The sequence below is a fragment of the Flavobacterium ajazii genome (assembly GCF_010614725.1).
GTDB lineage: Bacteria > Bacteroidota > Bacteroidia > Flavobacteriales > Flavobacteriaceae > Flavobacterium > Flavobacterium ajazii.
Window position 1 is genome coordinate 266,979 of record NZ_JAAEHL010000004.1, and the last position, 26,519, is coordinate 293,497.

Annotated in this window: 23 protein-coding genes; 8 read left to right on the forward strand and 15 right to left on the reverse strand. The window is 34.2% G+C overall.

Translation table 11 applies throughout. The annotated features are described in order from the left end of the window. Positions 1 to 13 precede the first annotated feature (13 nt). Together GWR14_RS09075 and GWR14_RS09080 are read left to right on the forward strand one after the other, a co-directional pair. Positions 14 to 550 carry an RNA methyltransferase gene (locus GWR14_RS09075; RefSeq protein WP_163408715.1) on the forward strand — a complete coding sequence of 179 codons (537 nt, stop codon included), beginning with the start codon at positions 14 to 16 and terminating at the stop codon, positions 548 to 550. Positions 551 to 655: 105 nt separating this feature from the next. Continuing rightward, the gene (locus GWR14_RS09080; RefSeq protein ID WP_163408716.1) at positions 656 to 4,030 is read left to right on the forward strand and encodes an Ig-like domain-containing protein; all 3,375 of its coding nucleotides are present in this window, start codon (positions 656 to 658) and stop codon (positions 4,028 to 4,030) included. Positions 4,031 to 4,150: 120 nt separating this feature from the next. Here the strand turns inward: GWR14_RS09080 and folK are convergent, their stop codons facing one another. Next, positions 4,151 to 5,284, reverse strand: a complete 1,134-nt coding sequence (folK, locus tag GWR14_RS09085; RefSeq protein ID WP_163408717.1) for a 2-amino-4-hydroxy-6-hydroxymethyldihydropteridine diphosphokinase — start codon at positions 5,282 to 5,284, stop codon at positions 4,151 to 4,153. A gap of 135 nt (positions 5,285 to 5,419) precedes the next feature. Between folK and sppA the strand changes: the two genes are divergently transcribed. The 3 genes from sppA to GWR14_RS09100 all read left to right on the forward strand — a co-directional run bounded on the left by sppA (position 5,420) and on the right by GWR14_RS09100 (position 10,918). Then, positions 5,420 to 7,177 carry a signal peptide peptidase SppA gene (gene sppA / locus GWR14_RS09090; RefSeq protein WP_163408718.1) on the forward strand — a complete coding sequence of 586 codons (1,758 nt, stop codon included), beginning with the start codon at positions 5,420 to 5,422 and terminating at the stop codon, positions 7,175 to 7,177. A 9-nt stretch (positions 7,178 to 7,186) separates the two neighbouring features. Next, positions 7,187 to 8,134: an alpha/beta hydrolase family protein gene (locus GWR14_RS09095; RefSeq protein ID WP_163408719.1), complete on the forward strand. Its 948-nt coding sequence runs from the start codon at positions 7,187 to 7,189 to the stop codon at positions 8,132 to 8,134. 159 nt (positions 8,135 to 8,293) lie between these two features. Continuing rightward, complete coding sequence (locus GWR14_RS09100; protein ID WP_163408720.1) at positions 8,294 to 10,918, forward strand: AsmA-like C-terminal region-containing protein; 2,625 nt, start codon at positions 8,294 to 8,296, stop codon at positions 10,916 to 10,918. A 48-nt stretch (positions 10,919 to 10,966) separates the two neighbouring features. On the opposite strand, the gene GWR14_RS09105 is transcribed toward GWR14_RS09100, so the two are convergent. Both GWR14_RS09105 and GWR14_RS09110 read right to left on the reverse strand, forming a co-directional pair. Then, complete coding sequence (locus tag GWR14_RS09105; RefSeq protein WP_163408721.1) at positions 10,967 to 12,049, reverse strand: glycosyltransferase family 9 protein; 1,083 nt, start codon at positions 12,047 to 12,049, stop codon at positions 10,967 to 10,969. 257 nt (positions 12,050 to 12,306) lie between these two features. Further along, on the reverse strand, positions 12,307 to 13,101 hold the full coding sequence (locus GWR14_RS09110; protein WP_163408722.1) for a DUF2797 domain-containing protein: 795 nt from the start codon (positions 13,099 to 13,101) through the stop codon (positions 12,307 to 12,309). A gap of 229 nt (positions 13,102 to 13,330) precedes the next feature. Here GWR14_RS09110 and GWR14_RS09115 point away from each other — a divergent pair, with 229 nt between their 5' ends. Beyond that, on the forward strand, positions 13,331 to 14,839 hold the full coding sequence (locus GWR14_RS09115) for a GH3 auxin-responsive promoter family protein (protein ID WP_163408723.1): 1,509 nt from the start codon (positions 13,331 to 13,333) through the stop codon (positions 14,837 to 14,839). 51 nt (positions 14,840 to 14,890) lie between these two features. After that, positions 14,891 to 15,850 carry a Fic family protein gene (locus GWR14_RS09120; RefSeq protein ID WP_163408724.1) on the forward strand — a complete coding sequence of 320 codons (960 nt, stop codon included), beginning with the start codon at positions 14,891 to 14,893 and terminating at the stop codon, positions 15,848 to 15,850. Between the two features lie 221 nt (positions 15,851 to 16,071). Here the strand turns inward: GWR14_RS09120 and serB are convergent, their stop codons facing one another. From serB to GWR14_RS09155, 7 genes are all read right to left on the reverse strand, one after another. Beyond that, a complete protein-coding gene (gene serB, locus GWR14_RS09125; protein ID WP_163408725.1) occupies positions 16,072 to 17,301 on the reverse strand; it encodes a phosphoserine phosphatase SerB in 1,230 nt (409 codons plus the stop codon). Between the two features lie 157 nt (positions 17,302 to 17,458). Further along, positions 17,459 to 17,905, reverse strand: a complete 447-nt coding sequence (locus tag GWR14_RS09130) for a VOC family protein (protein ID WP_163408726.1) — start codon at positions 17,903 to 17,905, stop codon at positions 17,459 to 17,461. Positions 17,906 to 17,970: 65 nt separating this feature from the next. Next, positions 17,971 to 18,408, reverse strand: a complete 438-nt coding sequence (locus tag GWR14_RS09135; RefSeq protein ID WP_163408727.1) for an SRPBCC domain-containing protein — start codon at positions 18,406 to 18,408, stop codon at positions 17,971 to 17,973. A 2-nt stretch (positions 18,409 to 18,410) separates the two neighbouring features. After that, positions 18,411 to 18,818: a VOC family protein gene (locus GWR14_RS09140; protein WP_163408728.1), complete on the reverse strand. Its 408-nt coding sequence runs from the start codon at positions 18,816 to 18,818 to the stop codon at positions 18,411 to 18,413. A gap of 245 nt (positions 18,819 to 19,063) precedes the next feature. After that, complete coding sequence (locus GWR14_RS09145) at positions 19,064 to 19,468, reverse strand: SRPBCC family protein (protein ID WP_163408729.1); 405 nt, start codon at positions 19,466 to 19,468, stop codon at positions 19,064 to 19,066. A 31-nt stretch (positions 19,469 to 19,499) separates the two neighbouring features. Then, entirely contained in the window at positions 19,500 to 19,901 is a 402-nt protein-coding gene (locus tag GWR14_RS09150; RefSeq protein WP_163408730.1) for an SRPBCC domain-containing protein, read from the reverse strand. A 20-nt stretch (positions 19,902 to 19,921) separates the two neighbouring features. Further along, the gene (locus GWR14_RS09155) at positions 19,922 to 20,332 is read right to left on the reverse strand and encodes a VOC family protein (protein ID WP_163408731.1); all 411 of its coding nucleotides are present in this window, start codon (positions 20,330 to 20,332) and stop codon (positions 19,922 to 19,924) included. Between the two features lie 143 nt (positions 20,333 to 20,475). On the opposite strand from GWR14_RS09155, the gene GWR14_RS09160 reads away from it, so the two are divergent. After that, positions 20,476 to 21,441 (forward strand): GlxA family transcriptional regulator, encoded by a 966-nt coding sequence (locus tag GWR14_RS09160; protein ID WP_163408732.1) that lies wholly within the window; start codon positions 20,476 to 20,478, stop codon positions 21,439 to 21,441. A 139-nt stretch (positions 21,442 to 21,580) separates the two neighbouring features. Here GWR14_RS09160 and GWR14_RS09165 read toward each other — a convergent pair whose 3' ends face one another. The 5 genes from GWR14_RS09165 to GWR14_RS09185 form a co-directional block, all read right to left on the reverse strand. Continuing rightward, positions 21,581 to 22,231: a murein L,D-transpeptidase catalytic domain-containing protein gene (locus tag GWR14_RS09165; protein WP_163408733.1), complete on the reverse strand. Its 651-nt coding sequence runs from the start codon at positions 22,229 to 22,231 to the stop codon at positions 21,581 to 21,583. A gap of 102 nt (positions 22,232 to 22,333) precedes the next feature. Next, on the reverse strand, positions 22,334 to 23,566 hold the full coding sequence (gene clpX, locus GWR14_RS09170; protein WP_163408734.1) for an ATP-dependent Clp protease ATP-binding subunit ClpX: 1,233 nt from the start codon (positions 23,564 to 23,566) through the stop codon (positions 22,334 to 22,336). Positions 23,567 to 23,738: 172 nt separating this feature from the next. Next, positions 23,739 to 24,413: an ATP-dependent Clp endopeptidase proteolytic subunit ClpP gene (clpP, locus tag GWR14_RS09175; RefSeq protein ID WP_163408735.1), complete on the reverse strand. Its 675-nt coding sequence runs from the start codon at positions 24,411 to 24,413 to the stop codon at positions 23,739 to 23,741. A 314-nt stretch (positions 24,414 to 24,727) separates the two neighbouring features. After that, positions 24,728 to 26,053 carry a trigger factor gene (locus GWR14_RS09180; RefSeq protein ID WP_163408736.1) on the reverse strand — a complete coding sequence of 442 codons (1,326 nt, stop codon included), beginning with the start codon at positions 26,051 to 26,053 and terminating at the stop codon, positions 24,728 to 24,730. A 112-nt stretch (positions 26,054 to 26,165) separates the two neighbouring features. After that, positions 26,166 to 26,513, reverse strand: coding sequence for a phage holin family protein (locus GWR14_RS09185; RefSeq protein ID WP_163408737.1), 348 nt, complete (start codon positions 26,511 to 26,513; stop codon positions 26,166 to 26,168). Positions 26,514 to 26,519 lie beyond the last annotated feature (6 nt).

A 26,519-nucleotide genomic window follows, 5' to 3' on the forward strand; every position in this document is an offset into this window, starting at 1 on the left:
GAATTTAACCCAAATGAGAAAACTTGAAAATAGTGAACTGGATAGAAAATCGATTGATGATTTTAAAAAATCTGAGAAAACGCCACTGATTTTAGTATTGGACGATATTCGCAGTTTACACAATATAGGATCTGTATTTAGAACCGCCGATGCTTTTTTAGTAGAAAAAATCATTTTATGCGGCATCACAGCCACCCCTCCTAACAAAGAAATTCATAAAACAGCCCTTGGAGCTACTGAAACTGTCACTTGGGAACATCATGAAAATGTTTTGGAAGTCATAGAAAACCTAAAAAAAGAAAATGTACTAACTCTTGCTATCGAACAAGTAGAAAGTGCTATTTTCCTGCAGGATTTTAAAGTAGAGAAAAATCAAAAATACGCCCTCGTTTTCGGAAACGAAGTTTATGGGGTTGCTCAGGAAGCTGTAGCTATTTGTGATGGCTGCATCGAAATTCCGCAACTGGGAACCAAACATTCATTAAACATATCTGTTAGTGCCGGTATTGTAGTTTGGGATTTGTTTAAAAAAATCAATTGGAATTTATGATTTGTATAAAAAATACCGTTTTTTATACAAAAAAGTTTATTAGCAGCATTTATTTCACAATTCTCTTAACTATTTTTACTAAAGGGTTTTACAAAATAATTTGCTATGAAAAAGACGTTATTGGTGTTTTTAATTTTCTCAGGTTTTATCTGCTCATCCCAAAAAACATCTATTCCTGACCCTAATTTTGAAAAAGCCCTCATCGATTTAGGAATTGACAGTGGCTCTGTTGACGGCTGGGTTTCTTCACTTAATATTGCAAATGTAAAATCTTTAGATATTCCGGGAAAAAACATTTCGGATTTAACCGGAATTGAAGGTTTTTTAAAGTTAGAGCAATTAAACGTTGGCATACTATATAATGATCAAACCAAAAGAAATAACATCTCCAGCCTAAACCTTTCTAACAACATATATCTTAAACATTTACGCTGCGAATATAATAATTTAACTTACCTTAATCTTTCAAATAATACACAACTAAATACACTATATATTAGTTACAATAAATTTAATAGCATTGACATTTCTAAAAATACAGCATTAACCACTTTTGATTGTCAGGAAAACAACATTTCATATATTGATGTAACTAAAAACACTTATTTAACGGGTTTAGATGTTTCTGCAAATAAACTAACTAATTTAGATATTTCTAAGAATTTATTATTAACCTCTCTAAGCTATTATAATAACCAATTAACCAATATAGATATTTCAAAACACATCAAAATCAAACATTTCAACATTGGATTTAACAAACTGTCGAATATTGATGTTTCTAAAAATACTGCTTTAGAATTTTTAAATTGTGAAAACAATCAATTACCCAATCTAGACATTAGCACAAATACTCTCTTAGCTGGTTTGGAAAGCAAAAACAATCTATTGACTCATTTAGATGTTTCTAAAAACACTGGCCTAATTCGTTTAAACTGTAGTTTTAACCAATTATCTAATATTGATGTTTCGAAAAATCTTTTGTTAAATGATTTTACAATAAGTAATAATCAATTAACCGGTTTAGATGTTTCTAAAAATACAGCCCTAAAACAATTAGGTTGTGGCTATAACAATTTAACCAATATTGATATTTCCAAAAATATTATTTTATATGATTTATCAATTCACAATAATCAGATCGCCAACTTAGATGTTACCAAAAACACCGTTTTAGTAATTTTAAATTGCCAGAATAATCAATTAACCGATTTGAATGTTTCGAAAAATAACACTTTGGTTAATTTTTACTGTCAAAACAATCAACTAACCAATTTGAATTTAAAAAACGGAAAAAATACAAAGCTTTCATTTCTGAATTTCAAATCCAACCCTAACCTTAGTTGTATCCAGGTAGACAATGCTACCTATTCTAATACTAACTGGTCTACTTATAAAGACGCTTCTGCTACATATTTAAATAACTGTAACACAATAAATAGTACTGCACCTAAACTGACAGCAACCGGAAATCAACTATACTGTCCCAACACCGACATCAATATTGTCACTGATTTTTCTATTACACATGATGCCAGTGAAACGGGAACGCACGCAGTTTACATTCAGATTTCGTCTGGATATGCTGCCGGGTTTGATAAATTAAGACTTTTAAATCCTTCATCGTATCCAAATATTGTCGAGAACTGGGATACTGCATCCGGAAAACTAACTCTCTCTAGCCCGACCGGAATTGATGTGCTGTATAGTGATTTTATATCGGCTGTAAAAAATGTTGTTTTTTCAAACCCATCGGTTTCAGCATCGGGAGCCAAAACATTTTCTATAACTATTGGCCAGGCAAACTATTTACCATCAACCGGACATTTTTATCAATTTGTCCCTAATATTGGTATTACATGGACCGAAGCAAAAGCAGCTGCAGAAAACAGCACTTATTATGGTCTTCAAGGATACTTAGCAACAATTTCTGCCGCTGATGAAGCAAAATTATCAGGAGAACAAGCTTCAGGAGCAGGCTGGATTGGAGGCAGCGATGCCGAAACTGAAAATGTATGGAAATGGGTAACCGGACCGGAAGGTTTGGCAAATGACGGAAAAGGAACTATTTTCTGGAATGGTCTTGCCAATGGAAGCACCCCTAACTTTGCGCTTTGGAACAACAACGAACCAAACCAGGCCGGGGATGAAGATTATGCACACATTACAGCGCCAGGCATTGGAATTCCGGGTTCCTGGAACGACTTGCGAAATGAAGGACAACCAAGTGGTGATTATCAGGCCAAAGGATATATTGTTGAGTACGGGGGAATGCCCGGAGAATCTCCTTTAGAAATTGCAACCAGCACTCAGATTACCATTCCGGAAGCTACAATTACAAATCCAAATCCAATTTGTGATTCAGGAAGTTTAAATTTAAAAGCAACTTCAAACGCCGGAACAATTAGATGGTATGATGCAGCTGTGGGAGGTCATTTACTGGGTACAGGAACCTCATATACAACCCCAATAATAAATACTTCGACCACTTATTATGCGGATGCAGGCTGTGAAACAAACCGAAGATCAGTTACAGCCATTGTAAACACTACTCCTGACGTTCCAATCGTTTCTTCTCCGGTTGCAAGATGCGGTACAGGAACGGTAACATTACAGGCTACTTCAAATCTTGGAATTATAAACTGGTTTGCGACATCAACAGGTGGTACAAGCCTTTATACAGGAAACAATTTTATTACACCAGCTATTTCGGTCAATACCACGTATTATGCTGAGGCATCAAACAATGGCTGTATTAATTCGACCCGTACTCCAGTAAATATCATCATCTATACTCCTCCCATAGTTACTGACGAAGAAGTTGTTTTATGCGAAAACCAAACAGTAATATTAGATGCTAAAATAAGCGGAATGACTTACAAATGGTCTACCGGACAAACCAGCCAGACTATAGAAGTTAACATAAAAGGAACTTATAGCGTTGAAGTAACCAGCCCTTCACCCGAAAATTGTACCAGTAACAAAACAATAACTGTGATTGAGTATAAAAAACCAATCATTAAAAATATTGATGTAAAAGAAAGAGCAGTAACTATTAATGTCTCTAATCCACAAGATTATTTTGAATATTCTGTAGACGGTGCTAATTATCAGACATCAAATCTTTTTTATAATGTGCCGGGCGGATTACAAACTGCTTATGTAAGAGCCCAAAACAATCTCTGCAATAGTAATGAAGCTACTCAGAGTTTTATTGTTTTAATTATTCCGTCATTTTTCACTCCTAATAATGATTCTTATAATGATTTTTGGGAAGTCACAGGTATGGAAAACTACCCCAAGGCACAAGTGACAATTTTTGATCAGTACGGAAAATTATTAGCCCAATTAAGCGGATCAAAATTGAGTTGGGACGGTACTTTTAACAAATCCCCACTTCCGTCTTCTGATTATTGGTATGTTTTAAAAATTGATGATGCAAATCCTGTTTTTAAGGGACACTTTTCTTTGAAGAGGTAAAGTTAAATTAGAGAATTTTTCAATTAGAAAATGAGATAATTATCGATTCGAAAAGACAAACTTTCCAGCTTTTAGAAAAGTAAAAGCTTTTAAAAATTTTCTAATTATCAAATTGACACATTATCTAATTACTCTTCGAATTTCATTCAATATAAAAAGATAGTCTTCGTGTTTTTTGACAAAATCACGATTCGAAACATCGATTATCAGAACGTTCAAGTCTGTTTGGGATTTAATATAGTCTAAGTAACCATTATTGATTTTATCCAAATATTCATCTGAAATATTTTGCTCATAATTTCGTCCTCGTTTTTTAATATTCTGAAGCAATCTGCTTGTGTTTTGATATAAATACACATACAAATCAGGCTTTGGCATTTCTTTATAAATAATATCAAACAAGTTTCGATACAGACGATATTCATCCTCAGCGAGAGTTATTTTAGCAAAAATCAAAGACTTGAAAATATGATAATCGGCAATTACAAAATCTTTAAACAAATCAAATTGCGCCAGATCATCCGATAGCTGCTGATAACGATCTGCCAGAAAAGACATTTCCAAAGGAAAAGCATATCTGTTTTGATCTTTATAAAATTTTGGCAAAAATGGATTATCTGCAAAACGTTCCAATACATTTTTTGCATTAAAATCTTCAGCAATTTTTTGTACCAAAGTAGTCTTTCCGGCACCTATATTTCCTTCAAAAGCAATATAATTGAATTTCTCAAGCGGAATTTCCTCCAATGGATTTTTCAATTCCTGAACCACTGTACAAACGCTGTCATCCGGTGTAATGGAGATTAATTCGGAAACAGTTTTCTGAAAAACGGGATGCTTCCAATTTAACTCTAAATCCTTCATAGGAAGTAACACAAAATTTCGGTTTTGCATTAAAGGATGCGGAACCTGAAGTTTATCAGATTCGATAATTTCATCATCAAAAACAATCAGATCAACATCAATAATTCGGGATTGATATCCTTGCTTATCCGAACGAATTCTTCCGAGTTGTTTTTCTATTTTTAAAACCTGGCTGAGTATTTTTTGTGCCGAAGAAGAACTATGCAAAAGCAAAGCACAATTATAAAAAGCATCACTTTCGAATCCCCAGGCGGGCGTTTCGTACAGTTTTGAAACCCGGATTACAGTTCCCACTTCCTGATGTATCAAATTAATACAACTTTCAATGTTTTCGAACCGATTCCCCTGATTGCTTCCTATAGATAAAACGACCTGATGCTGTGATTTCATAATTATGCAAATTAACTAAAACTATTTTAGAATTAACAATATATTTGTGATACAGGTTCTGAAGCGAATTTGAAATCGCTTATCAAAATCTGTAACGAAACATTTGTTTTTGCTACTTATTAAAAAAATATACTTATGAAATTTCTAGGAAATGTAGTTGCCACTGTAATTGGTATTTTTGTTTTTATCATGTTATTCTTTTTTGGGGTAATCCTGATTGGAGCTATTTTTGGAGGTGACGATACCGTTAGTGTCAAAGCTGATTCGGTTATTGAACTGGATTTAAAAGATATCAAAAATGATTATGCAGGAAAATACAAAGACCCTTGGGTTAATGTTTTTTCTGATAAAAAAGAAATTGGTATCACTGACGTTATCAACGCGATTGAAGCTGCAAAAACTGACGATAAAATTAAGGGAATATCCATATTAAACGACGAGTCTTCTTTAGGTCTTGCTCAATATAAAGATTTGAGAAATGCACTGGAAAGCTTTAAAAAATCAGGAAAATTTGTCTGGGCTTATGCCAATATGTATTCACAGAAAGAATATTATCTGAATTCGGTAGCCAATACTGTTTATCTGAATCCGGCAGGTGATCTGGATTTTAAAGGACTTTCTTCTGAAGTAATGTTTTTTAAAGACTTTCAGGAAAAATCAGGTATTCATATGGAAGTGATTCGTCATGGAAAATACAAAAGTGCCGTTGAGCCTTTCCTCGAAAACAAAATGAGCGATGCCAACAGAGAGCAAATAACAGCACTTTTAAACTCTATCTGGACAACTGTTGTGGCCGATATTTCAAAAAGCCGAAACATTCCGGTTACCAAACTAAACGAAATCGCAAACGGATTACTGGCTAGAACCCCGGAAATGGCAAAATCCCAGCATCTGGTTGACATTGTTGCTTATGAAGATGAGTATCATAATGCCATCAAAAAAGCCTTAAAAGTAAAAGGTGATGATGATTATAATAAAATTTCGATTTCAGATTACACTCAGAATAATATCACAACAGCTTTAACCAATACAGCAACCGATGAGATTGCAATTATTTATGCTCAGGGCGAAATAGGAAGCGGTGAAGGTGATGTTAATCAAATTGGTGAAGGTTCTATGCGACGTTCATTAAAGGAAGCGAGAGAAAATGAAGATGTAAAAGCCATTGTTTTAAGAATAGACAGCCCAGGCGGAAGTGCACTGACTTCTGATTTAATCTGGAGAGAAATCGAGATTACCAAAAAAGTAAAACCTGTCGTAGTTTCTATGGGAAATTACGCTGCGTCAGGAGGTTATTACATTGCCTGCAACGCCAATAAAATTTTTGCCGAAAAAAATACAATCACAGGATCAATCGGCGTTTTTGGGGTTTTACCTAATTTTAGTCCGTTGGCAAATAAATTAGGAATCAATACAGAGCAGGTAAAAACACATGAAAACTCTGCTAACTACAGTCCGTTTGTGCCTGTTGACGAAAAGTTTAAAGCTTTTACTTTAGAAGGTGTTGAACACATCTATAAAACATTTGTAACTCATGTTGCTGAAGGCCGAAAAATGACTTTTGCACAGGTAGATGCGATTGCACAGGGAAGAGTCTGGTCTGGTAGTGAAGCTTTAAAAATTGGTTTGGTAGACAAAATTGGAGGATTAAATGATGCAATTGCCGAAGCTGCCAAAATCTCCAAAATAAAATCATACAGTACACAAAATTATCCTGAATACGATAAAACTTTAAACGATCTTTTGTCCGGATTGCCTTTTGCCAAATCAAAAGAATCATTTATAAAAGAAGAAATTGGTGAGGAAAATTATATTCTTATCGAACACATCAAAAGACTTCAAAAATTAAAAGGAGCACAAGCGACAATGCCTTACAGCATCAGTATCAAATAATTTTAGGAAATGAATAAAATAATTCTTCTTCTAACAGTTTTTATTCTAAGTTTTGTAAATGCTCAGGATAAAAAAGAACTCACATTTAAGGAATCTACAGCCGTATTAAAAATAAATACCGACCAGTTGCATGGCACGCTGACAGTTCCGGATGTATCCAAAAAATGCCCTGTTGCCTTAATCATTGCCGGTTCAGGACCAACAGACAGAAACGGAAACAATCCAATGATGAAAAATAATTCATTAAAAATGCTTGCTGAAACTTTGGCAAAAAATGGAATTGCTTCATTACGTTTTGACAAAAGGGGAATTGGTGAAAGCAAAACCGCTGCTATTTCAGAATCAGGTCTGGTTTTTGAAAATTATACCGAAGATGCAAAAAGCTGGATAAACTTCTTAAAACAGGACAAACGTTTTTCTAAAGTAATCGTAATCGGACATAGCGAAGGATCTCTAATCGGAATGATCGCCGGAACAAAAGCTGACAAATTTGTTTCGATTGCCGGAGCCGGAGATGCTGCTGATAAAATTTTAAAAACGCAAATTTCTTCCAAAGGAATGAAACAGATTGAAGATATGACCTTCCCTATTATTGACAGTCTGAAGATTGGTAAAACAGTAAAAAATGTCGATCCTATGCTGAATTCGCTTTTTAGACCAAGCGTTCAGCCTTATTTAATTTCCTGGTTTAAATACAATCCCCAGACAGAAATTAAAAAATTAAATGTCCCAATTCTGATTATTCAGGGGACCAAAGATTTACAAGTAACGGTTAAGGATGCCGACAATTTATCCAAAGCCAATACCAATTCTGAATTGTTGATTATTGACAATATGAACCATATCATGAAAGTTATTGAAGGTGACCAACAGGCAAATTTAGAAAGCTATAACAATGAAAGCCTCCCCATTTCTGAAATACTAACCTCCAAAATAGTTTCATTTATTCAGAAATGACAATAAAAATTAAACAAAATCCGTTTGAAATAGTAAACTCAAACGGATTTTTTTATTGAATTTATCAAAAAATTACAAAAAAACTCCCGTATAAAAAACTATTTTTGCTAAAAGCATTTATCATTTTTTGTCTATTCAAACCCCAAATATTAAATAGTTATGTTAAAGAAAATTTTAAAAATTACAGGAATTGTACTCGTAGTTCTGGTTGCTGCCTTATTTGCTGTTCCTTACCTTTTCAAAGATCAGATTAAAGCTAAAATTGCTGAAGCGATCAACAAAAGTGTCGATGCAAAAGTAAGTTTTGCTGATGCTGATTTGAGTTTGTTCAAAAACTTTCCAAATGCCAATGTTTCGATTGAAAAGCTTTTAATCATCAACAAAGCCCCTTTTGAAGGAGACACATTGGTTTCGTTGGGAGAACTGAATCTGAAAATGAGTATCAAAGAACTTTTTAAAGGAAAAGAAGAGTCCTTGAACATTGAAGGAATAAGTTCTCAAAATGGTTTGATTAATATTATTTTCAATAAAGACGGAGTTGGAAACTTTGATATTGCTTTGAAAGATGAAAAAGAAACCAAATCAGAAGGCAAAAGTGATCCTCTTTCATTAAAAATTCAGAATTATAAAATTGAAAACTTCACTTTCAGATATATTGATCAGGGCTCTAAAATAAAAATGGTAATTGATAGTCTGAATCATGAAGGAACCGGAGATTTTACCAATTCTAAGCTGGATTTAAATACAAAAACGACAGCTAACGTTTCATTAGATATGGATAAAATGAATTATCTTAAAAATGTAAAACTGACTTTAGATGCTGTTTTAGGAATTGATTTAGGGCAAAGCAAATATACTTTTAAGGAAAATAAAGCCTTAATCAATCAGCTGCCTTTAGAATTTGACGGATTCATTCAAATGGCTGAAAAAGCCCAGATTTATGATTTGAAATTTAAAACACCAACCTCATCGTTTACAAACTTCTTAGGTCTTATTCCTTCCGCATATGCTTCAAGTCTTGAAGGTGTAAAAACTACCGGAGACTTTACTGTTGTTGGTTTTGCTAAAGGAGAATTAACAGAGACAACCGTTCCAAAATTCAATATAGAAATTGCATCCAATAATTCTTCTTTTCAATATCCGAACTTACCAAAATCGGTTCAGAATATTGTAATTGATACCAAAATTATCAATGAAACCGGAATTTTAAACGACACTTATGTAAATCTGGACAAGCTTTCGTTTAGAATCGATCAGGATGTTTTTAGTGCCAAAGCAAATATTAAAAACATAACCGTAAATCCTATTGTTGATGCAGCTTTAAAAGGAACGATCAATCTGGCAAATCTTTCAAAAGCTTATCCGGTTAAACTGGATAAACCTTTAGCGGGTATTTTGAAAGCAGATGTAACCACAAACTTTGATATGGCTTCTGTAGAAAAAAGCGAATATCAAAACATCAAAAATGCAGGAACGATGAGTCTATCCGGATTTAAATATACGGATGAGAATAATAAATCGATGAACATCAGCACTGCTGTAGTTGAGTTTAATCCGAGTAAAATTAACTTAAAACAGTTTAATGCCACTACTGGAAAAAGTGATATTGCTATTAACGGAATTTTGGAAAATTTCTATGGTTTTATGTTTAAAAAGCAAGAATTGAAAGGAAACTTCAACATGAGCTCAAACCAACTGGCTGTTGATGATTTTATGACTGCCGGAGAACCAGCTAAAACTACAGCTGCAAGCGGAGAAGCAAAAGCTGAAACAAAAACGGCTGCAAAACCTGCTGAAGCAATGAAAATCCCTGCATTCTTAAATTGTACTTTAAATGCAAAAGCAAACACTGTTTTGTATGACAATTTAAAACTAACTGCTGTTTCAGGAAAATTAATTATTAAGGACGAAAAAGCCACTTTAGAAAACTTCAAAACTTCTATTTTTGGCGGAACAATTGGTTTAAGCGGAGCCGTTTCGACAAAAGCAAAAGTACCAACCTTTGATATGAATTTAGGATTTAATCAGGTTGATATTGCACAGACTTTTACACAATTGGATATGATGAAAAAAATTGCGCCAATTGCGGGAATTATTAACGGTAAACTGAATTCGACAATCAAATTAAACGGAAATTTAGATGCCAATGAATTAACTCCAAACTTAACATCTATTTCAGGTGATTTATTAGGACAATTACTTTCTACAAGTGTAAATGCCAAAAATTCGACTTTATTGAATTCTTTAAGTTCAAAAATCAATTTTATTGATGTCAATAAACTGAATTTGAATGACCTGAAAATGGCTTTGGCTTTTGAAGACGGAAAAGTAAAAGTAAAACCATTTGACATTAAATATCAGGATATTAAAGTTACTGTTGGCGGAACTCACGGTTTTGACCAAACAATGAATTACGATATAAAACTAGATGTCCCTGCCAAATATTTAGGCAAGGAGGCAAACGCTTTTCTTTCTAAATTATCTCCTGCGGATGCGGCTAAATTAGAAAATATTCCAATTTCGGGTGTGATAACAGGTAATTTTACAAATCCAAAAGTAGCATTAGACACTAAAACGGCGATTAATAACCTTACCAATCAGGTTGTGAGTCAACAAAAAGAAAAGCTAACCCAAAAAGGCACAACAGCGCTTACAGATTTGCTTAATAAAAACACCAAATCAAAAGACACCACAAAAACTGCTACTGAAAATAAGGCAAAAACTACTGAAGAAGTAAAAACAAAAGCCAGCGAATTACTGAATGGCTTGTTTAAGAAGAAATAAGAACAGTAGAAAAGGTCAATCGTGTGATTGACCTTTTTTTATTATCTTTTATATCGCTTTAGAATACACCCTTGATCTTCCATTGCTTAAAATGGAATTGAATGTTTTGAAATAATCTTTTTTCGAATAATTATTTACATCTATTCCCACACTATTATTGGCGTAGGGCTCATATTTTTTTAAATCAGAAACCGAAAACAATCCTGCTGTCGGGGTATGAACAGCACTGGATAAATGCATTATTCCGCTGTCTGCACCTATAAACAAATCAGCATTTGCAATTACAGAACCAATTTCGCGAACGTCTTTGCTGTAAAATGACGGTGCTTTAAAATCAATCTGCGAAACATTTTCTATGGGCAAAATTTCGATGATATTATAATTTTCATATTCAGACTTTAAACCCTCGTAAAAATCTCCCCACCAGGATGTTGAAAAACATTTTGCTCCTGTTGCATAAGTAAACACACAAATTGTTTTTTTATCATTGCCAGTAGTCAGGCCGCTTAATTTTTTCTTTCCTTCCGCTACTTCCTGAGGAGTCAGTTTAAGATTTAAAGAAGCGATAGATTCCTCTCTTTTTTCAAAACCTAACTTGGTCAAATAATCCCTAAAATGATAGATTGGATATTTGGCAATATGTGCATAATCACCATAGTATAAACTGGCAGAAAAAGGCAGATCTCCAAAAAACTTAAATTTAGAATTAGAAAATTTGGTTGCCAAACGACCAGAAGAAGAACGATGGTCTACATTTATGGCAATATCATATTTATACTTTTTCAGAGAAACCCAGACAGAAAAATATTTGAATAAATTACTGAAAGGCTTTTTAGGTAATGAAATTATCCTGTCTACAGAATCGTAATTTTCGAAGATAATAGGTGCTAAACCTCCTTTTACAAACAAATCTATTTTACAATTTGGAAATGTTTTTTCAAGTTCCTGAACAAAAGGGGTAATCAGTAAAAGGTTTCCTAATCTGGCATTTGGTCTGCAGATTATAACTCGTTTGATCTCGTCCCTATTAACCAAAGTAATGCCCTGTTCCTCATTGGTTTTTCCTATATTCTTTGTCAGGCTATGCGTTAAGGTACGCCTCAAAACATTTATTTTACTCCAAATTCCCATTTTACAAATAATTAACTGATTTATAACTTATTAAAAAAATGATTCCTTTTTTGTATACACTTCAAAAGTACTTCTATTTTTTCTGAAAATTAGATTTTAACGCTAAATAATCGTTATAGAATTGTAATTAAATATTTCAAAATCACCACTTTACCAAACAGTAATATCAAAAATCAATGTCAAATTCAAACATCTTTGAACAAAAAATGCTTTGTGTGAGCCACAAAGCATTTTTTATAATGTTTAAAATTTAAAAATTAAACTGAGATTGTAACTATATATCCTTCAGACCCTCTGACATTAAAAACAGTTCCGTTTTCGAAAATTAAATATTGCCCTTTAATTCCGGTTAGTTTCCCGCTAAAAGAAGGCGTTTTATCCAGATTTAAACTTGTTACTTTTGCCGGATAATTTAAAACCGGATAATTTAATTCATACAAATCATTCTTTTGAGTGTAAAAATACTCCTTTGCTTCTTCCGGAATCAGGCTTTCGATTTTAACTTTTTCGGCAATTAAATCAAAAGTTTCTGTTGGGTTTTGAAGCATTTTTCTCCAATTGGTTTTATCTGTATAGAAACTTTTTAAGGCAACTTCGGTAATTCCTGCCAGATATCGGTTCGGAACCTCAACAACAGCTATTGCCTGACTCGCGCCCTGATCTATCCATCGGGTTGGCACTTGTGTTTTTCGCGTAACTCCCACTTTTATTTCGCTTGCTACAGCCAGATAAACCACATGAGGCTGTAGCTGAACTTTTTGCTCATACTCCAAATCACGATCTGCAATTCCCAAATGTGCCGTACTTAGTTCCGGTCTCATAATCCAGTCTCCAACTGCTGGACTTGAATAAAAACAATCGTAGCAGAATCCCTGACGGAATATTTTTTTCTTTTTATTACAATTTAAACACTGATAGCCCACAAAATTGATTTCGATTTCTTTATCCAATAATTGATTCATATTTAAAAAACTATCTTCAAAAACCAGATAATACTGAATTGGATTTCCGATTTCGGTTTGCATTTTTGTAAGTACTCCTTCGTAGGTCATAAGATTTTATATTGTTTTTTTTAGATATTCGATTCCTTTTCAGACTAATGAATTTAACACTGAAAATTCCATTTTTAAAACGGATTCTTTATTCCAAATAAATAGTTTTTTACAAAAAAACACTATTTTTGAATAACATCAAAGTTAGTATTTGTATATCGATATTCAAATTTTAAATCCTTGCTTTTGCAGAAGCAGGAGTCAGAAATCTAAACTCTAAAACCTCCTCATGCCTTTATCCATAATAAATTCTTTTGCTTCGTGGGTCCTCAAACAAAGGATACATCAAATTGAACTTTTTTTAAAATATCCAAACGAAGTTCAGGAAGAACTGCTGCATAATTTATTGACGGCTTCAGAAAATACGATTATTGGAAAAAAATACGATTTTGCCTCTATCAGTTCTTACAAAACCTTCGCAGAAAGAGTTCCGATTTCAGGTTATGAAGAATTACAACCACTAATTGAACGCACACGTCAGGGAGAACAGGGTGTTTTTTGGGAAACTCCTATAAAATGGTTTGCCAAATCCAGCGGAACAACCAATGCTAAGAGTAAATTTATTCCCGTAAGCAACGAAGCTTTAGAAGACTGTCATTATAAAGGCAGCAAGGACTTACTTTGTATGTACTTAAATAATAATGAAGATTCTGAATTGTTTGTAGGGAAAAGTCTTCGTTTAGGCGGAAGCTCTCAGATTTACGAAAACAACAATACTTTTTTTGGTGATTTATCGGCGATTTTGATTGAAAACATGCCAATCTGGGCCGAATTTAGCAGTACGCCAAGCAGCAAGACTTCGCTAATGAGTGAATGGGAAACTAAAATTGCAGCCATCATCAACGAAACCAAAAACGAAAATGTAACCAGTTTCGCCGGAGTTCCTTCCTGGATGCTGGTTTTGATGAACAGGGTTTTGGAAGACACAGGAAAAGGAAACTTATTCGAACTTTGGCCAAATCTGGAAGTGTATTTTCACGGAGGTGTAAGTTTTTCTCCTTATAAAGAACAATACAAGAAAATTTTACCAAACAAGGATTTTAAATACTACGAAATATACAACGCCTCAGAAGGCTTTTTTGCGATTCAGGATTTGAATAATTCGAGCGATTTATTATTAATGCTGGATTACGGAATCTTCTACGAATTTATTCCGATGGACACTTACGGAACGCCAAATCAAAAAGTAATCCGTTTGGCTGATGTTGAACTGAATAAAAACTACGCTATTGTTATTACTACCAATTCCGGATTATGGAGATACTTAATAGGTGATACCGTTCGATTTACTTCCTTAAATCCATACCGAATCAGGGTTACGGGACGAACCAAACATCATATCAATGTTTTTGGCGAAGAACTGATGGTCGAAAACACCGATCAGGCGATTGCCAAAGCCTGCGAGATTACCCAAACCGAAGTTATTGATTATACCGTTGCCCCAATTTTTATGCAGGACAAGGAGAAAGGCGCCCACGAATGGATGATTGAATTCAAACAAAAACCTGCTGATGTTGGTCTTTTCCAGAAAGTGCTGGATGAAACCTTGCAAACTTTAAATTCTGATTACGAAGCGAAACGCTACAATAATATGACGTTAAATCCTTTGGTGATTAATGTTGCTCGTGAGAATTTATTTTACGACTGGCTGAAGGAACGTGATAAACTGGGTGGACAACATAAGATTCCGAGGCTTTCAAATCAGAGAGATTATTTGGAGCAGTTGAAGGAAATGTAAGGTTTACTAAAAAAATTGTACTTTTGATAGTATCAAATGATAGTATCAATTATGAAACCACCATACGAAATCACTTCTTTAATTCTAAAATATATTTCTTCTATTTCTGAAAAAATTGGAGAAGTAAATGCTACTTATTTACTTAAAACTAATCCCAACTTACGAAAACAAAATCAGATCAAAACAATCCATTCATCGCTAAATATTGAAGGGAATACATTATCAGAAGACCAAATAACAGCACTATTAGAAAATAAAAAAGTTGTAGGTCCCAAAAAAGACATCACAGAAGTTCTGAATGCATTAGAAGTCTATCAAAACATAACTACCTTAAAATATCATTCTGAAAAAGATTTTTTAAAAGCGCATAAAATGCTAATGAAAGATCTTATTGAAAACACAGGAAAATACAGATCCAAAAGTGTTGGGATTGTAAAAGGAACAAAAGTAGAACACATTGCTCCACCTCATGCTAATGTTCCTTTTTTAATGAACGATTTGTTTGATTATCTTAAAGACAAATCCGAAATATCATTAATTAAAAGTTGTGTTTTTCATTATGAAATGGAATTTATTCATCCTTTTATGGATGGAAATGGCAGAATGGGAAGATTGTGGCAAACTTTAATTCTTATGGAAGAATATCCTATTTTCGAATTTTTACCTTTTGAAACATTAATCTCTAAAAATCAATCCAATTACTACAATTCTCTTTCTGCTTCTGATAAAGAAGGAAAATCAACAAAGTTTATTGAATATATGCTAAACATAATTAATGAATCTTTGAACGAACTTTTAGAAAACACAACAAAAAAACTTTCTGATGAAGATCGAATAAAAATTTTTACTGATACTAATTCAGAAAATTTCACAAGAAAGGATTATCTGATTTATTTTAAAAATCTATCCTCAGCCACAGCCAGCAGGGATTTAAAAAAAGCGGTTGAAATGGGAATCATTACAAAACAAGGAGATAAAAAGACCACTATTTATCGTAAAAGAGAATTATAAAAACGCTAATTCCACTAAATCGCATGAGGGATAGCAGTGGAAATCCTTTTTGTTTTTCCTTTAAAAACAAAAAGATTGCAACGAATAGCCCGACCCACTTTTTCTGCGGGACATGCCCATAAAAAAACCTTAGCTCATAGGAAACTAAGGTTTGTTTTTTATTTTGATTGTCGAATTACTTGTGTGATTTCTCCTTCGTCGAAATGACAAAATTGAGAATACTACATCATATCAATATACCTGTCATGATATCCTAATAAATACAGCACACCATCAAGACCTAAACTCGAAATCGAATTTGACGCACTTTCTTTTACTTTTGGTTTGGCGTGGAAAGCGATTCCAAGACCGGCAAGGTTGATCATTGGTAAATCGTTTGCACCGTCTCCAACCGCAATGGTTTGATTGATGTGGATTCCTTCTTTCTCGGCAATGGCTGTCAGGTATTCTGCCTTCTTCAAACCGTCTACGATATCACCTATATATTTACCGGTTAATTTTCCGTCTTTAATTTCTAACTGATTGGCGTGCACATAATCGATTCCCAGTTCTTTTTGCAGGTATTCTCCAAAATAAGTGAATCCTCCGGATAAAATAGCGGTTTTATATCCGTAGTACTTCAACGCTTTCATTAAACGATGTGCTCCTTTTGTGATTGGCAGGTTTTCGGCCACTTTTTGCAAAACGTCTTCGCTAAGACCTTCCAGCAAAGCCATACGTTTTTTGAAGCTTTCGTTGAAATCAATTTCGCCGTTCATAGCAGATTCGGTAATCGCTCTTACCTGATCTCCTACTCCGTTAAGTTCTGCTAATTCATCGATTACTTCTGTCTGGATTAATGTTGAATCCATATCGAAGCAAACCAAACGTCTGTTTCGTCTGTAGATATTGTCTTCCTGGAACGAAATGTCAACATCTAAAGTTCTGGAAATTGCCATAAAATTGGCTGTCATTTCGATCTTGTTGACAATTTCTCCGGTAACGGATAACTGGATACAAGAACGCGGATATTCTTCTTTTTCAACAACAGAAGTCCTTCCTGTCAATCTGATAATAGAATTAATATTCAGGTTTTGGTCTGTCATTATTTTAGTCACGGCAGCCAATTGTACGGCCGTTAATTTTTCTCCTAAAATATTGATGATGTAACGCTGATTGGATTGTGATTTCACCCAGGTTTCATAATCTTCGACAGAAATCGGAATGAATTTAACCTTTACTTCGAGTTCGTAAGCTTTAAACAAAAGGTCTTTTAAAACAGGACCTGAACTGGAGCCGGCTTCGATTTCGAATAAAATCCCTAAAGATAATGTATCATGAATATCGGCCTGTCCTATGTCTAGAATAACAGCATCATAAGCTGCTAATACTGAAGTCAATCCTGCTGTAACACCCGGTTTGTCGTGTCCTGAAACTTTTAATAAAATAATTTCCTTATCGTCTTTTGCCATTTTATCCTTGTTGATTTAAGAAGCGACAAAAATCGGCAATCTATTGCTGATATAAAAGTATATTGATTGTTTTTTATAACGAAAAAGCACAAATCAATGTGCTTTTTCAAATAATTTAACAATAATGTTCAGGGATTAAAATAACCTAACTTTTTGACTATTTGTTTGGTTCATTTACATCAAAATTCACCATCCAGTTGACACCGAATTTATCTGTAAACATTCCGAAATAAGCACCCCAGAAAGTATTATCCATGGGCATGAAAACGTTTCCGCCTGCTGAAAGTCCGTTGAAAACCCTGTCGGCTTCTTCCTTACTTTCAACGTTGATTGAAACTGAAAAGTTGCCTCCAAAAGCTACATCTCCGGATTGTTCGTTGCTGTCACTTCCCATTAAAATGGTATTTCCAATTGGCAGCGACACGTGCATTATCCTGTTGGCATCTTTTTCTGAAAGTTCCGCACAGCCTCCGTCTTCTGAAGCCGGCATATCTTTAAATTTTCCAATATATGGAAATTCTCCTCCAAAAACTGATTTGTAAAACAGAAATGCTTCTTCACAATTTCCGTTAAAAATTAAATAAGGGTTTACTGATGTTGCCATGATTTGATATTTTTAATTATTATTTATTTTTATTGCAATTGACATTGATTTTTGCAATTGGTATTTTATTTTTCTGACAGCTCCTTCACTGATTCTAAACCTTTGGGAAAAGCTTCTTTAAAATAGTCGATATGCTTTTCGATTACATCAACATACGAAACCAGATCTGTAAATTCGTCATCGGGTATTAAACGGTAAGTTTCCATATAACCGCTCCATTTTTCGGTTTCTTCGTTAAGAGGTTGTTCCTTAAAGTCTTTTATTTCTCCGATATGCTTAAAAGCCATATATTCATTTGGAACTTTCTTTTCGATAATGCTATTCATTCCTTCTCCGTTTGGAGCCATGAAATGTATTTTATCCCCTTCATTCCAGTCGCTTACTGCATATGAACCTTCGCAAAAAGCGCCTGTCCATATTTTATAAGTTTCATCATCCCACAAAACAGACCAGATTTTTTCCGGAGATGCTTTGATTCTGATTTTAAATTCTAATGTTTCCATAATTATGACAATTTACTAAAATCCATAAATAAGACATTCCAACGATGGCCGTCTAAATCTGCAAAACCACAACCGTACATCCAGCCCTGACTTTCAGCCGGTGCTGCAAAAACAGTTCCGCCCGCTGCTTTAACTTTTTCTGCTAATTCGTCAACTTCTTCCCTATTTTCTGCATCAATCGAAATCAAAACTTCAGAACCCGAATTAGTATCTGTAATACCATTTTGCGAAAAACCTGCAAACATTGATTCTTCGAAAAGCATCACTACAAAATGTCCTTCACCTACGACCATACAGGTCGAGTTTGGTGTGTCATGTTGTTCATTGAACGAAAAACCTATTTTCCAGAAAAAATCTTTCGCTTTTGCTACATCCTTTACAGGAAGATTCAACCATATTTGTTTTGTCATTTTTTTTGAATTTTGTTGGTTAGATATTTATTTATTTTTTACCATATAAGTGATATAAGTTCATTTTACTTTGGGTTTTAGTTTTACAATTGTCATCCTGAGCGGAGTCGAAGGCTTATGAAAACCAGGGCTTCGACTAAGTTTATCCTGAACGAAGCCGAATGGACGCAGCATGACATTAAGTTTTTAGTTTAAAAAAACATTTAATTTAAGTTATAATCTTTAAACCTTTGCTAATTAGAACCTTAGTTAGCTTCAGCGTAATTTTTAAAATTATCCAGAATTGCCTGCCAGCCTGCACGCTGCATTTCTTCAGGATTTTGTGTTTCAGGATCAAAACTTTCAGTTATTTCAACTCCGTCTGTAGTTTCAGCAAAAGTAATTTCAACCTTTCTGCCGTCAGCCATTACATATTCAAGTGCTTCATTTGGTTTTACCAAAGTAAATTCGCCTTCAAAATCAAAACTCATACTACCGTCTTTTGCCGCCATAGTCGATTTGAATTTTCCACCTTCCCTCAAATCATTTTCGGCATAAGGAGTGTGCCAGTCCGGAGATGCAAAACTCCATTTTGTAATATGCTCCGGAGAATTCCAGAAATTCCAAACTTTATCAAGAGATGATTTAACTGTACTTTTTATTGTGATCATTATCTATTAACTTTATAATTTATAAACTGATTTATTCTTTAAAATTTTCGACATATTTTTTAAAATTCTGAATGATTGCTGTGCAAAACTGCCCCTCCATTTCCGCATCACCATCAGGTTCAAATGTCTCTGTAAGGACCACTTTTTCACCCATATTTTCAAAACGAACACTTGCAGTTCTGTTATCATATAGTTGGTATTCTATCAATGAAAGTTTTTCAATTCTGGTATATACACCTTCAAAATCAAAACCATCACTACCTTTCATGACCATTGTAAATTTGAATTTACCTCCTTCTTTCAAATCATTTTCCACATAAGGCGTAGACCAGTCTGGCGAAGCATTATTCCAATTCTTAATGTGTTCAGGCAATGTCCACAACTCCCAAACTTTTTCTATTGGTGCATTAATTGTGTTTTGTACCGCTATCATATTATAATTTTTTACCTGATTTATAATTGATCCGGAATCTGGCTTTCATCCATACAGAAGACTTCCCAATGATGTCCGTCGGGATCCAGAAAAGTTCTTTGGTACATCCAGCCATAATCCTGCGATTGCTCGTAATCAGTTCCTCCGCCTTTAACCGCTTTCTCCATCATTTCGTCTACCTGTTCGCGTGTTGCTACAGAAAGAGCAGTAAGCACTTCGCTCGTTGTGGCTGTGTTACAAATTTGCTTTTTGGTAAAAGTTTGATAAAATTCTTCAACTAAAATCATTACATTGATATTTTCACCAATTACTATACAAGCGCCTTTGTCATTTGTAAACTTGGGATTCGTCGGAAAACCTAGTCCGTTAAAAAAAGATATTGCGCGATTTAAATCTTTTACAGCAAGATTTAAGAAAATTTTTGTATCCATATTACATAAAATTACAAATTATTTATAGCAAATTTAAAATATTAAGAATCGTTCGAAGTGTTAATAAAAGTCAACTTTAGGGGCATTTAAGACAAAATACCTATTTTTGTACTTGAAGTCAACTTCCAAAAAACCACAAAATTATGAGCAGGAAATTAGGATTAATCATACCTCACGACTATAAATTACTAAGTGTTGCCGCTATTTTAGAGGTGTTTGAAACGGCAAACAAACTCACTTCAAAAGCTGAAAAAACATTTGAAATAATGCTTTTTCAATCAGAAGAACAAATTGCTCAGGAACATTCGTTTGGTTATAAACTGAAAGCAATTCAGGATTCGGATATTGCTCTAGATCTTATTTTGATTCCCGCTTTTACAACAGATAATATGAGCGAAATGATTGCAAAAAACCGAAAATTCATTCCGTGGCTTCAAAAACAGCATCAATCAGGTGCCGAACTGGCAAGCTTTTGCACAGGAGCCTTTTTGTTTGCCGCTTCCGGTCTGCTCAACGAAAAACTGGCTACTACGCATGTCGATGCCTGCAGTGCTTTTACAAAAGCTTTCCCTTTAGTCAAATTAAAATCCGAAGAAACCCTTACAGCAGACGGGAGTTTATACACCAGCGGAGGCTCAACCTCAACTTTTCATTTATTGATTCTTTTGGTACAGAAGTATTGCGGAAACGAAATCGCCGTACAAATCGCCAAGATTTTCTCGATCGATTTAAACCGCTACAAACAAAGTTATTTCAGCACTTTCAGACCCAATCACCTGCACAATGATACGTTGGTTGCCATGCTGCAGCAAAAAATCGAAAGCCAGTATCACAGCATCGAAACCCTCGAAGAAATCACCAAAGATATCCCAACCAGCACCCGTAACATGACACGCCGTTTTAAACAGGTTACCGGAATTCCGCCTATCGAATACCTTCAAAATATCAGAGTGGAGAGTTCAAAAAAATATCTGGAGCAAACCCAGCTTTCGATTTCCGAGATTATCGAAAAAACCGGTTATAACGACCCAAAAGCATTTAGAAAAGTATTTTATAAAATGGTCGGCATGAAACCAATTGAATATCGGGAGAAATTTAGGGTTCAGTAATTTCAGGAGCAGAAGCAATTATTTTCAGAACAACCTTAGTCCTGCTCTCCACTATATCTGTTGTTGCGAACCCCGCAACAACAGGATGCCGTTACGATCAGGGCTAAAACAGAAATTTTGTTTTCATAAAACCAAAAAATCAGGACTTAATAATCCACATCAGAACCTTTTTATTTTTTTTCAACAATTCGTCAATTTCTTTCATGCTTTCGTTAGAAACTGCCGGACAGCCCCACCCTTCAGGCGTTCCTTCCGGAAAGACTTCATTATCCGGAATTGCTTCCCAGGAGTGTAAAACTATAGCGCGGCTTATTGCATTCGAGTTCGATTTCTCTTTTCCCTTCAAAACATAATTCACTTTAATTCCCCACTGGCTCACGCCCCGATCTAAAATCACATATTTACCCAATGAAGAACAATGTGAATCGAATTCATTGCTAATTGACGCATCAGTTTTTGAAGAAGTCCTTCCCCATTCATTAGCACCACAACCATGACTTACCATATAAGATTTTGATATTTTTTTATCTTTAAAATCATATATAAAAAATCTTTTCAAACCTGAATGTATACCTAAATCAATCAGGATAAATTTGTTTTGATTGAGATTATTATTTTTACAAAATTGCCGGGCTTCTTTGTAATAATTGTCATAATTAATTTCAACTCTCGGTTTTTCTTCTGAAACTATTTCGTTTTTATGTTTATTTTCAGAAATAGCGGTTACTTTGTTTTCTTTAGTACAAGAAAAAACCAAAAACAGACAAATTATAAAAAACATTTTTTTCATGTTTCCAATTTACTCAAAAAAGAAATGAAAATAGAATTAAAAAAGTATAAAAAAAACCTGTCCAAATAAATGAACAGGTTTTAGAAAATATATTTTCAATAATTAAGAAGCAATTTCCATACGCTTCAATAAGTTTTTACTTAAGGTATGTTCTGCATATTCTTTGTCGATTGTCAGACTTGTGTCATCTGAAGTTGGCAGTTCATACATAGCATCTGTCAGAATAGCTTCGCATAAAGAGCGTAATCCACGAGCCCCTAATTTGTACTCTAAAGCTTTATCTACAATAAAATCTAGTGCTTCATCTGTAATCGTAAATTCAACATCATCCATTAAAAATAATTTCTGATATTGTTTTATCAATGCATTTTTAGGCTGAGTCAGAATTGCACGAAGTGTTTCTTTATCCAAAGGATCCATGTGCGTTAAAACCGGTAAACGACCAATAATTTCAGGAATCAATCCAAAATCTTTAATGTCCTTAGGGATAATATACTGCAATAAATTGTCTTTGTCGATATTGTCTGTATTTTTAGAAGTAGAATATCCAACTGCCTGACGGTTCAAACGTTTAGAAATAATACGTTCTACTCCATCAAAAGCTCCACCGGCAATAAAAAGGATATTTTGAGTATTTACCTCAACAAACTTCTGATCCGGGTGCTTACGTCCTCCTTTTGGTGGTACGTTTACAACTGTTCCTTCTAATAATTTAAGAAGTGCCTGCTGTACACCTTCACCGGAAACGTCGCGTGTTATGGACGGATTGTCACTCTTACGGGCAATTTTATCAATTTCATCAATAAAAACGATTCCTCTTTCGGCTTTAGCCACATCATAATCAGCTGCCTGAAGTAAGCGAGTCAAAATACTCTCAACATCTTCCCCTACATAACCTGCTTCTGTAAGTACAGTTGCATCTACAATAGCCAAAGGAACATCTAACATTTTTGCAATAGTTTTTGCCACCAATGTTTTTCCTGTTCCGGTTTGCCCCACCATAATGATGTTACTTTTTTCAATCTCTACTTCGTCGTCTAATTGCTGCTGCATTAAACGTTTGTAGTGATTATAAACCGCAACCGACATTACTTTTTTAGTCTGATCCTGACCGATTACATATTGATCCAGAAAAGCTCTGATTTCTTTTGGTTTCTTTAAAATAAGGTCTCCAGCCAGTTTTGCACTTCCGCTGGACTTTAATTCTTCTAGTACGATTCCGTGTGCCTGTTCAATACACTTATCGCAGATATGCGCATTGATACCAGCTATCAATAAATTAGTTTCTGGCTTTTTTCTTCCACAAAACGAACATTCTAATACTACTTTTGCCATTCTTTATTTAAGTTACTAAGCTGCAAAGGTACTAAGTTTCTAAGCTTTTTAAAATTAAAACTTTAAAACTTAAATCTTTACAGCTTAATATTTTATTTTTTGTTTCAAATTTTATTTTGTTTCAGGTTTCAAGTTAACTGCTTCAACTTGAAACCTGAAACCTGAAACTTTTTTATCCTCTTCTTAATACTTCATCAATCATTCCGTATTCTTTAGCTTCGTCAGCAATCATCCAGTAATCGCGTTCACTATCTTTATGAACTCTTTCGAAAGACTGACCTGAATGCTGTGAAATGATATGATATAATTCATCTTTCAACTTCAGCATCTCGCGTAAATTGATTTCCATATCTGTTGCAACACCCTGTGCTCCTCCTGATGGCTGGTGAATCATTACTCTTGAATGTGGCAGAGCCGAACGTTTTCCTGCTGCTCCCGCGCATAATAAAACCGCACCCATAGAAGCTGCCATTCCAGTACAAATTGTAGCAACATCCGGTTTGATATACTGCATTGTGTCATAAATTCCAAGACCTGCATAAACGCTTCCTCCAGGAGAATTTAAATAAATTTGGATATCTTTTGATGCATCAGCGCTTTCTAAAAATAATAACTGAGCCTGAACAATATTAGCGATTTGATCATCAATACCTGTTCCTAAAAAGATAATTCTGTCCATCATTAATCTTGAGAAAACGTCCAATTGAGAAATATTTAACTGACGCTCTTCAATAATATATGGAGTCATGTTTGTTGGAGTCATCGCAGCAACGATTTTATCATAATACATTGCATTTACTCCCTGGTGCTTTGTAGCAAATTTTTTGAATTCTTTACCGTAGTTCATATTGTAGTGTTCTAAGTTTATGTTATAATGATATAATTCTTTCATCAAAGGTTGTACCTCTTTCTAAAGAATGTCAATTTGTCTTATTTCTAGCCCAGATAGCAGTGAAAAGCTTTTTGAAATGACAACTATTTTTTGTTGGTAGAAAAAAGCGACCAACGGAAGCTCTTTTTATGCCTTACAAAAAAAGGCGGTAATGAAAAAACTTGTAACGGATAGCTCGATTAGCTCCTGAAAAGTAATCAAAAAAAAATTAAAACAAAAGAGCGCCAGAAAAAAATCCTGACGCTCCAATATACTTGTTTCTTTAGAAATTATTCTCCGTAAGAAGCGGCAATAAATTCTTCGTAAGTAACCTCTTTTGTTGTTGGGTTTGCTTTTTCTTTGAAGATATCTAACAATTTAGCTGCTACAACCTGCTCAGAAAGTCTTTTCACTTCGTCCTGGTTAGATAAAACTCTTGCTACAATTCCCTGAACTTCTTCGTCAGTTGGATTTGTTTGCCCAAATTGAGCCATTTGCTGTCTGATAGCGTTTGATGTAAACTCTTTCAAATCTTCAAATGTAATTTGGATATTACTTTGAGCCAATGCTTTTCCTTCGATCAATTGGAAACGCAAGCCCTTTTCAGATCTAGCATATTCAACTTCAGCTTCTTCAGCAGAAAGTTTTTTCTCTCCAACAGTTTGTAACCATTTTTTCAAGAATTCAGCAGGTAAATCGAATTTTGTGTTTTCGATTAAGAAATCCTGAACGTCTAATAATAATTTTTGGTCAGCCTGCTGTGCAAATTGAGACTCAGCGTCTTCTTTAATTTTAGCTTTTAAATCTTCTAAAGTCGCTACTTTTCCTTCACCAAAAAGTTTATCAAACAATTCCTGGTTTAGTTCAGCTGGCTCAGAAACATTAATTGCTTCGATTGTAAAAGCAACATCAATTGCCAAATCATGAACATTATCGTGACCCACTTTTAAGTAATCCATTAATTGGTGATCGTCTTCAAATAAACCTTTTGTGTTTACAGTAACTACATCACCTACTTCTTTACCTATAAATAAATCAGCTGTTTTTTTATCTTTGAAAACTGACAATGAAAAAGTTGTTTTGTTTTCAATTCCGTTTTCTGCGTTTGCGAAAGTTCCCGTAACATCAGAATCAGCCGTAACTTTTTCAACAGGATTTGCTTTTCCAAATTGCTTTTGGATTCTTTCAACTTGTCCGTCGATTAATTTATCATCAGCAGTAACAACGTATTTTACGATATTGTTTTTAGCTTCTAAGTCAATTTCGAAGTTTGGCACTAAACCAATTTCATATTCGAAAGTTAATTCTTCAGCATCCCAGTTAAAATCTTCGCTTACTTTTGGAAGTGGAGTTCCTAAAAGATTTAATCTTTCAGATTGAATATAACGCTCTAAAGCCAAATCAACTACTTTTTTAATCTCTTCTTGTTTGATACCTTTTCCGTATTGTTTTTCAACAAGATCTTTAGGCACTGCCCCTTTTCTAAATCCTTTAACCTGCGCTAAAGGCATTTTTTCGTTTATTCTTTTTGCTACCTGACCTTTGTAATCCATATGAACAACGTTCATCACAATTGTCTCGTTTACAGCGTCTATTGCTACTCTTTTAATATCCATCTTCTTCTTTAATTTACATAATAAAATTGGGTTGCAAAATTATAAAATTTTTGCAACCCAACCAAGTTTTTAATGTATTGTATTTGAAGCAGTTTTAATCTGCTTTTAGTTTCTATTTTTTATCGTCTCCTAATATTTTATATGTTATAGACTGAAGAATCGATAGAATAACGCTGAATACTAATGCTGTCCAGAATGAATCAACCGCAAAACCGCCTACAATTTTAGTAGACAACAAAATAATTATAGCGTTTATGACCAACAAAAACAAGCCAAGCGTAACAACCGTCACAGGCAGTGTCAAAACAACTAAAATTGGTTTTATAAAAATATTCAACAAGCCTAAAACTACTGCCACAATTACCGCCGTACCAAAACTCGCAACATGAACACCCGACAAAAGGTTAGACAATAGCAGAACCAAGGCAGCGGTTACAAGAAGTCTGAGTAATAATTTCATAGTTTT

Bases quoted from the DNA above. Each gene is read 5' to 3' on its own strand.
- sppA (WP_163408718.1), top strand. From the start codon at position 5,420: ATGAAATTTCTAGGAAATGTAGTTGCCACTGTAATTGGTATTTTTGTT.
- GWR14_RS09135 (WP_163408727.1), bottom strand. From the start codon at position 18,408: ATGGAAACATTAGAATTTAAAATCAGAATCAAAGCATCTCCGGAAAAA.
- GWR14_RS09140 (WP_163408728.1), bottom strand. From the start codon at position 18,818: ATGACAAAACAAATATGGTTGAATCTTCCTGTAAAGGATGTAGCAAAA.
- GWR14_RS09100 (WP_163408720.1), top strand. From the start codon at position 8,294: ATGTTAAAGAAAATTTTAAAAATTACAGGAATTGTACTCGTAGTTCTG.
- GWR14_RS09185 (WP_163408737.1), bottom strand. From the start codon at position 26,513: ATGAAATTATTACTCAGACTTCTTGTAACCGCTGCCTTGGTTCTGCTA.
- GWR14_RS09105 (WP_163408721.1), bottom strand. From the start codon at position 12,049: ATGGGAATTTGGAGTAAAATAAATGTTTTGAGGCGTACCTTAACGCAT.
- folK (WP_163408717.1), bottom strand. From the start codon at position 5,284: ATGAAATCACAGCATCAGGTCGTTTTATCTATAGGAAGCAATCAGGGG.
- GWR14_RS09075 (WP_163408715.1), top strand. From the start codon at position 14: ATGAGAAAACTTGAAAATAGTGAACTGGATAGAAAATCGATTGATGAT.
- GWR14_RS09120 (WP_163408724.1), top strand. From the start codon at position 14,891: ATGAAACCACCATACGAAATCACTTCTTTAATTCTAAAATATATTTCT.
- GWR14_RS09155 (WP_163408731.1), bottom strand. From the start codon at position 20,332: ATGGATACAAAAATTTTCTTAAATCTTGCTGTAAAAGATTTAAATCGC.
- GWR14_RS09160 (WP_163408732.1), top strand. From the start codon at position 20,476: ATGAGCAGGAAATTAGGATTAATCATACCTCACGACTATAAATTACTA.
- GWR14_RS09150 (WP_163408730.1), bottom strand. From the start codon at position 19,901: ATGATAGCGGTACAAAACACAATTAATGCACCAATAGAAAAAGTTTGG.
- GWR14_RS09080 (WP_163408716.1), top strand. From the start codon at position 656: ATGAAAAAGACGTTATTGGTGTTTTTAATTTTCTCAGGTTTTATCTGC.
- GWR14_RS09115 (WP_163408723.1), top strand. From the start codon at position 13,331: ATGCCTTTATCCATAATAAATTCTTTTGCTTCGTGGGTCCTCAAACAA.
- GWR14_RS09095 (WP_163408719.1), top strand. From the start codon at position 7,187: ATGAATAAAATAATTCTTCTTCTAACAGTTTTTATTCTAAGTTTTGTA.
- clpP (WP_163408735.1), bottom strand. From the start codon at position 24,413: ATGAACTACGGTAAAGAATTCAAAAAATTTGCTACAAAGCACCAGGGA.
- GWR14_RS09180 (WP_163408736.1), bottom strand. From the start codon at position 26,053: ATGGATATTAAAAGAGTAGCAATAGACGCTGTAAACGAGACAATTGTG.
- GWR14_RS09110 (WP_163408722.1), bottom strand. From the start codon at position 13,101: ATGACCTACGAAGGAGTACTTACAAAAATGCAAACCGAAATCGGAAAT.
- GWR14_RS09145 (WP_163408729.1), bottom strand. From the start codon at position 19,468: ATGATCACAATAAAAAGTACAGTTAAATCATCTCTTGATAAAGTTTGG.
- clpX (WP_163408734.1), bottom strand. From the start codon at position 23,566: ATGGCAAAAGTAGTATTAGAATGTTCGTTTTGTGGAAGAAAAAAGCCA.
- GWR14_RS09165 (WP_163408733.1), bottom strand. From the start codon at position 22,231: ATGAAAAAAATGTTTTTTATAATTTGTCTGTTTTTGGTTTTTTCTTGT.
- serB (WP_163408725.1), bottom strand. From the start codon at position 17,301: ATGGCAAAAGACGATAAGGAAATTATTTTATTAAAAGTTTCAGGACAC.
- GWR14_RS09130 (WP_163408726.1), bottom strand. From the start codon at position 17,905: ATGGCAACATCAGTAAACCCTTATTTAATTTTTAACGGAAATTGTGAA.